This is a genomic window from Rhodoferax sp., from assembly GCF_039922535.1.
Classification (GTDB): Bacteria; Pseudomonadota; Gammaproteobacteria; order Burkholderiales; family Burkholderiaceae_C; genus Rhodoferax_B.
On the sequence record NZ_JBDTEM010000150.1, the window covers coordinates 1 to 6,694 of the forward strand.

Sequence of the window (6,694 nt, forward strand, 5' to 3'; positions counted from 1 at the left end):
GCGGCAGCGGCCACGGCAGCCGCAGCGGCCGATGTCGCCATCGTCTTTGCCACCCAGTGGCAGACCGAAGGTGCGGACCTGCCCAACCTGAGCCTGCCCAACAACGCCGCCGACCCGGCCAACCAGGCCTACGACCAAAACGCGCTGATCACCGCCGTGGCAGCGGTCGCCAAGCGCAGCGTGGTGGTACTGGAAACCGGCACCGCCGTCACCATGCCCTGGCTGGGCAACGTCAATGCGGTGATGGAGGCCTGGTACCCCGGCGTGCAGGGCGGTCCGGCCATTGCCAACGTGCTGTTTGGCAGCGTCAATCCGTCGGGCAAGCTGCCATTGACCTTCCCGCAGACCGAAGCCGATTTGCCGCAAAAGACCATCTCCGCCACCAACCTGACCGTGACCTACAGCGAAGGCCTGAACATGGGCTACCGCTGGTACGACTCGCAGAACATCACTCCGCTGTTCCCGTTTGGCCACGGCCTGTCGTACACCAGCTTCAGCTATTCCGGCATGGCTATCACGGCCAATGCGGACGGCACGGCCACGGTCAGCTTCACGCTCAAAAACACCGGTGCGCGCGCCGGTGCCGAGGTGGCGCAGGTCTACGCGGCCCTGCCCAGCAGCGCAGGCGAGCCACCCAAACGCCTGGTGGCATGGCAAAAAGTGCAGTTGGCGGCGGGCGAGAGCAAAACCGTCAGCATCAACGTCAGCACCGCCCGCATGGCCGTGTGGAACAGCACCACCCACCAGTGGAATACGCCCAGCGGCAGCTACACCTTCTTTGTAGGCGGCTCCTCGCGCGACACGCAGTCCAAGGTGCTTGTGCGCAGCTGATAACCGGTTTGCTATAGCTTCAATAGCTCCCCGCGCAGGTAGGTATTGCGCTGGGGGGCTATTTCGTTCTAAAAACCCATCACCTGCCTGGGGTGGAGCCTGGCATATCCGCGTGGGTAGCCGGGATAGGTGACACGTCGCAGCTGCGAACCTGGCCTGGTGGGACAGTGCTGTCTTCCCGCGCTTTATTTTCAGGGAAAACACCTGTGTTATTTGAACTTAATTAATGAACAATTAATAAGTTCGGGTGAGGAAGTGCACGCCCGTACGCACCGGGCAAGGCGACTGCTGCGCCCACACTTTTACCGGCACGGACCTGGGGCACAGAACCCCGGGCCTGCCGGTGACTTCACCTAAAAAATGACAGGAGACAAGACATGAAGAAGCAAATCATCGGGCTGGCGATTACCGCGGCGTTCGCCGTTCCGGCCATGGCGCAACAAAGCGTGGAAGTGCTGCACTGGTGGACTTCGGGTGGCGAAGCCGCGGCGCTGGGCGTGCTCAAGGGCAACCTGGAAAAGCAGGGCATCAAGTGGAACGACATGCCGGTTGCCGGTGGCGGCGGCGAGCAGGCGATGACGGCGGTGCGTGCCCGCGTCACGTCCGGCAATCCGCCCACCGCCGTGCAGATGCTGGGCTTTGACATCCAGGACTGGGCCAAGCAAGGTGTGCTGGCCGATCTGAACGACGTGGCCACCAAAGAAGGTTGGGACAAGGTGGTTCCGGCCGCGCTGCAACGCTTCTCCAAATACAACGGCAAGTGGGTCGCCGCACCGGTCAACGTGCACTCCACCAACTGGGTTTGGGCCAACAAGGAAGTGCTGGCCAAGGCCGGTATCACTTCGGACCCCAAGACCTGGGACGAATTCATTGCCGACGGCGAGAAGCTGCAAAAAGCCGGTTTCATCGCCCTGGCCCATGGTGGTCAGCCCTGGGAAGACGCGACGCTGTTTGACGGCGTGGTGATCTCCACCGGCGGTGTGGATTTCTACCGCAAAGCCTTGATTGACCTGGACCCGAAATCGCTGAATTCGCCGACCATGCTGAAGGCGTTTGACCGCATGTCGCAACTGCGCAAGCTGGTGGACAAAGACTTCTCCGGGCGCGACTGGAATGTGGCCTCCGGCATGGTGATCAGTGGCAAGGCGGGCTTCCAGATCATGGGTGACTGGGCCAAGGGCGAGTTTTTGCGGGCGAAGAAAGTACCGGGCAAAGACTTCTCTTGCTTCCGCGTGCCCGGCACGCAGGGCGTGGTGTCGTTCAACTCCGACCAGTTCGCCATGTTCAAGGTCGGTGCCGACAAGGTCGCCGCGCAGGACAAGCTGGCCTCGGCCATCATGGACCCCGCCTTCCAGTCGGCCTTTAACGTGGTCAAGGGTTCGGTGCCCGCGCGTACCGACGTGTCCGACAAGGACTTTGACGACTGCGGTAAAAAAGCCATGAAGGACTTCGCCGAAGCCAACGCCAAGAGCACCTTGGTCGGCTCCATGGCCCACGGCCACGCGGTGCCAGCCTCCATCAAGAACGCTTTCTACGACGTGATCACGCGCCACTTCAATGGCCAGATCGACTCGAAGAAAGCCGTCGTAGAACTCGCTGCTGCCGCCAAGTCCTAATCGCTGACAGGGTGGGTTTTCGCCCTGGTTGCATGCGGGCCGACGCGCTAGCGTCGGCCTTTCCATTTCCCTCGTAAGGTCCTGCATGAAAGCTGGTTTTCTGCCCAAGCTGTTGATCACTCCGAGCGCCTTGCTGGTGCTGGTGTGTGTCTACGGCTACATCATGTTCACCATTTATCTGTCGTTCACCGCCTCGACCCTGATGCCGCAGTACGAGTGGGTCGGCACGGCCAACTACCACCGCCTGATGGGCCTGGAAAACTGGTCGGTGGCGCTGTCGAATCTGTGGGTGTTTGCCTCGCTGTACATCGTGATCGCGATGGCGCTGGGGCTGACGCTGGCGATCTTGATTGACCAAAAGGTGCGTGCCGAAAGCGGCCTGCGCTCGGTTTTTTTGTACCCCATGGCGTTGTCTTTCATCGTGACCGGCACCGCATGGAAATGGCTGCTCGACCCCGGCGTGGGTCTGGAGCACACCATGCAGACCTTGGGCTGGAGCAACTTCGCCTTCGGCTGGATCAAGGACTCGGACATGGCGATTTACTGCGTGGTGATAGCCGCTGTGTGGCAGACCACCGGCTTTGTGATGGCCATGTTTTTGGCCGGCCTGCGCGGGGTCGATTCCGAGCAGATCAACGCCGCCCGTCTGGACGGCGCCAAGAGCTGGCAGATCTACCAGCGCATCATCATTCCGCAGTTGGGGCCGGTGTTCATTTCGGCCTTTGTGATTCTGGCGCACATGGCCATCAAGTCCTATGACCTGGTGATTGCGCTGACCAACGGCGGGCCCGGCCGCTCCACCTGGCTGCCCTCGGTGTTCATGTACCAGTACACCTTTACCCGTAACGAAATGGCCGTGGGTGCTGCCAGCTCGGTGCTGATGCTGGTGGCGATTGGTGTGGTCGTGCTGCCCTACCTGTACGGCGAGATGCGGAAGGTCAAAAATGGATAAGACCTTGTCGCGCTTTCTGCGCATTGCGCTGTATTCCATCCTGGTCGGCACGGCCCTGCTATTCATCCTGCCGGTGTACGTGATGGTGGTGAATTCGCTCAAACCCCTGGACGAGATTCGCAACGGCAATCTGATGTCGCTGCCCATGGACTGGACCCTGGCGCCGTGGCGCAGTGCCTGGAGCACGGCACAGATCGGCGTGCAGGCCACCGGCCTCAAACCGTATTTCATCAACTCGTTTCTGCTGGTGATTCCGGCGGTGGTGATCTCGACCTTGATTGGCGCGCTGAACGGCTACATCCTGACCCAGTTCAAGATGCGCTTCGCCCATGCGCTGTTTGCGGCCATGCTGTTTTCGGTGTTCATCCCGTTCCAGATCGTGCTGATCCCGATGGCCAAGACCCTGGGCTTTTTGGGGCTGGCGGGCACGGTGAAGGGGCTGATTTTTGTGAACGTGGTCTACGGTATTGGCTTCACCACGCTGTTCTTCCGCAACTACTACGCGGCCTTTCCCACCGAGCTGATCCGCTCGGCGCGCATGGACGGGGCCAACTTCTTTGGTGTGCTGCTGCGCATCCTGTTGCCGAACAGCGCCCCCATCATCGTGGTCACGGTGATCTGGCAGTTCACCAATATCTGGAACGAGTTTTTGTTTGGCGCATCGTTTAGCGACTACACCTCGTTTCCGCTGACGGTGGCCTTGAATAACCTGGTGAGCAGCTCCACTGGGGTGAAGGAATACAACGTGCATTTCGCGGGGGCTTTCATCGCCGCGATTCCTACGCTCATCGTCTACCTGGTGTCCGGTAAATATTTCGTCCGCGGCCTGATGGCCGGTTCGGTAAAAGGTTGAAAAATGGCTTCGTTAGATCTCATCCACATCCAAAAAAGTTTCGACAGCGTCCAGATACTCCACGACATCACCATCTCGCTGGCTGACGGTGAATTCCTGGTGCTGGTCGGCCCCAGCGGCTGCGGCAAGAGCACGCTGATGAACGTGATTGCCGGGCTGGAGGACCCTACGGCAGGCAGCCTGCGCCTGGACGGCCAGGACATCACCCAGGTGGCCCCGGCCGAGCGCAATATCTCCATGGTGTTCCAGTCGTACGCGCTGTACCCGAACATGACGGTGGCCAAGAACATCGAGTTCCCGCTGGAGATGCGCAAGGTGGCCAAGAACGTGCGCGCCGAGCGCGTCGCCAGCGTGGCCAAGCTGCTGCAGATCGAGCACCTGCTGCAGCGCAAGCCGCGCCAGCTCTCCGGTGGCCAGCGCCAGCGCGTGGCCATTGGCCGGGCGTTGGCGCGCGAGCCCAAGCTGTATTTGTTTGACGAACCGCTGTCGAACCTGGATGCCCAGCTGCGCCTGGACATGCGCACCGAAATCAAGAAGCTGCACCAGCGGCTGAAAGCCACCATCGTCTACGTGACGCATGACCAGATCGAGGCCATGACGCTGGCGACGCGCATCGCCGTGATGAAGGGCGGTGTGGTGCAGCAATTGGGCAGCCCGCACGAGGTCTACAACCGCCCGGCAAACACCTTTGTGGCCAGCTTCATGGGTTCACCGCGCATGAATCTGGCCAAGGCCCGCGTGCTGGCACAGGGCGACGGCATCGTGCTGGAGATGCAGCAAGGCGACCGGCCCATGGTGCGCATCGCCTTGCCGTCCGTGCCTGCGGCGCTGCACGCCTACCAGGGCAAAGAAGTTATTGCCGGTATCCGCGCCGAAGCCATCAGCCTGGCACGCGAGGGGGCCGTGGAAACCGCCATGCACCGCCTGGTGCAGGCCCGGGTGGAAGTGATCGAACCCACCGGTGCCGACACCCTGGTGGTGCTGAACCTGGGTGGCCATGAATTCACCGCCCGGGTCGAACCCGACGCACCGCTGACGCCGGGCCAGGAGACGCAGTTCATGGTCGATCTGAGCAAGCTGGTCTGCTTCGATGTGCAGACCGAGCAGCTGATTGCGTGACCGCTAAGCCCAACGCCTATTTTTAAGAAAAATAGGCCACCAGCGCAGGTAGCACCTGCGCTGGAAGCTATCAATTCAGTAGTATTTCAGCCCGTATACCCCATCTGGCTGCGCCCAAGCGGCGTCAGATCTTCTGGCTTGAAACGCCCCACAAAGTCCACCTCGTAGTCTTCGGGTGCAAAGTTGGGTGACGACTTGCCCGCCTCAAACGCGGGCCGTTGCCGGGCTAAAAAGATGCGGTTCTTTTCGCAATCCGGCGCGGCGCCGATGTAGATCACATTGCTGTAGCCCTTGCCCTGGTGCTTGTCTTCCACGCCGTGGATGGTGTCGGGGTGCCACCAGACGGTGTCGCCGGCCTGCACCTTGGGGATAGGCCCATAGGCGCGCAGCAGCAGCGCGTGGTACTGGGCCGACACCACCAGCGCGCGGCCCGCACGGGCGCCACAGAGTTCGTCGTCGGCAATATCGTCTTGCAGCGCGCGTAGCAGCACCCAGGGCATGGCGTTGGCGATGGGCACCAAGTTGAGCGTGCCGTCGCCCGGGCCTTGCGGCGTCAGCGCGGTCCAGCCCTGGAAGGTGCGGAACATGCTGCACACGGCGGGCGAGGGGATCTCGTGCGTCTCGGTGCGGTAGGCGGCGGCAAACGGGTCGTACTGGCTGGCATCGCCGCCGTAGATGTGGCGGTACACATTGCGGTAGCCGGGGTCGGTCCAGCGCTCGATCGAGCCGCCATCGACGTGGGGCGACAGGCCCAGCGACGCATCGCCGGGTTCGCGCTGGCGCACGCGGTCGGCGTAGGTGCATTCTTGGTCGGGGTTGAATACCGGTTGGCCGTCCTGGTCGATATTCCACAGGCGGTTCAGCCAGCGGCGGGCCCGGGCCAGTTCTTCCGACTGGCGTGCGTCCATTTGCGCCTTCGACCAGTACACGCCGTAAATCTGCGGTTTGCCGCTGGCCAGGCTGCTGAAGTATTTGTCGATGCCGCGCTTGCCGACCTCTTTTTCCAGGTAATGGTTGTCGGCCAGGTAGGACTCGATGCTGCTGTTCCACTTCTCGACGCGGGCCGGGTCGAACACGCCGCGCACCACCAGGCAGCCGCGCTGCTTGATGCGGGCGACGGTGGCAGCGTCGATGTGGTCGAGGTCGGCAAACTGCACTTCCGGCACTGGGCTGATGGCCTGGGCACGTTCGCGTTCAATCGCTTCGACCTGGGCTTCGATGTTGCGCGTCAGTGCGTCAAAGCGCGCTTGCAGATCGGGTATCTGCGCCCGCAATAGCTTTTTTGCGGCAATGATGTCGGCTTGGAAATTGAGATTCGGGTCA

At 61.7% G+C, this 6,694-nt stretch carries 6 protein-coding genes; 5 read left to right on the forward strand and 1 reads right to left on the reverse strand.

Annotated features, from left to right (window positions below; translation table 11 throughout):
* From ABI213_RS07235 to ABI213_RS07255, 5 genes are all read left to right on the forward strand, one after another.
* Positions 1 to 831: glycoside hydrolase family 3 C-terminal domain-containing protein (locus ABI213_RS07235; protein ID WP_348026548.1), on the forward strand; the 831-nt coding region annotated here is incomplete at its 5' end.
* A gap of 377 nt (positions 832 to 1,208) precedes the next feature.
* Positions 1,209 to 2,447, forward strand: a complete 1,239-nt coding sequence (locus ABI213_RS07240; RefSeq protein WP_348008963.1) for an ABC transporter substrate-binding protein — start codon at positions 1,209 to 1,211, stop codon at positions 2,445 to 2,447.
* An 85-nt stretch (positions 2,448 to 2,532) separates the two neighbouring features.
* Positions 2,533 to 3,399, forward strand: a complete 867-nt coding sequence (locus ABI213_RS07245; RefSeq protein ID WP_348008964.1) for a sugar ABC transporter permease — start codon at positions 2,533 to 2,535, stop codon at positions 3,397 to 3,399.
* Entirely contained in the window at positions 3,392 to 4,252 is an 861-nt protein-coding gene (locus ABI213_RS07250) for a carbohydrate ABC transporter permease (RefSeq protein WP_348008965.1), read from the forward strand. The genes ABI213_RS07245 and ABI213_RS07250 overlap by 8 nt, the downstream gene beginning before the upstream one ends.
* Positions 4,253 to 4,255: 3 nt before the next feature.
* Positions 4,256 to 5,371, forward strand: a complete 1,116-nt coding sequence (locus tag ABI213_RS07255; RefSeq protein WP_348008966.1) for an ABC transporter ATP-binding protein — start codon at positions 4,256 to 4,258, stop codon at positions 5,369 to 5,371.
* Between the two features lie 86 nt (positions 5,372 to 5,457).
* Here ABI213_RS07255 and ABI213_RS07260 read toward each other — a convergent pair whose 3' ends face one another.
* The gene (locus tag ABI213_RS07260) at positions 5,458 to 6,666 is read right to left on the reverse strand and encodes a YbiU family protein (RefSeq protein ID WP_348026550.1); all 1,209 of its coding nucleotides are present in this window, start codon (positions 6,664 to 6,666) and stop codon (positions 5,458 to 5,460) included.
* Positions 6,667 to 6,694 lie beyond the last annotated feature (28 nt).

Excerpts from the sequence above, each read along its gene's own strand:
- ABI213_RS07240 (WP_348008963.1), top strand. The coding sequence starts at position 1,209 with ATGAAGAAGCAAATCATCGGGCTGGCGATTACCGCGGCGTTCGCCGTT.
- ABI213_RS07245 (WP_348008964.1), top strand. The coding sequence starts at position 2,533 with ATGAAAGCTGGTTTTCTGCCCAAGCTGTTGATCACTCCGAGCGCCTTG.
- ABI213_RS07250 (WP_348008965.1), top strand. The coding sequence starts at position 3,392 with ATGGATAAGACCTTGTCGCGCTTTCTGCGCATTGCGCTGTATTCCATC.
- ABI213_RS07255 (WP_348008966.1), top strand. The coding sequence starts at position 4,256 with ATGGCTTCGTTAGATCTCATCCACATCCAAAAAAGTTTCGACAGCGTC.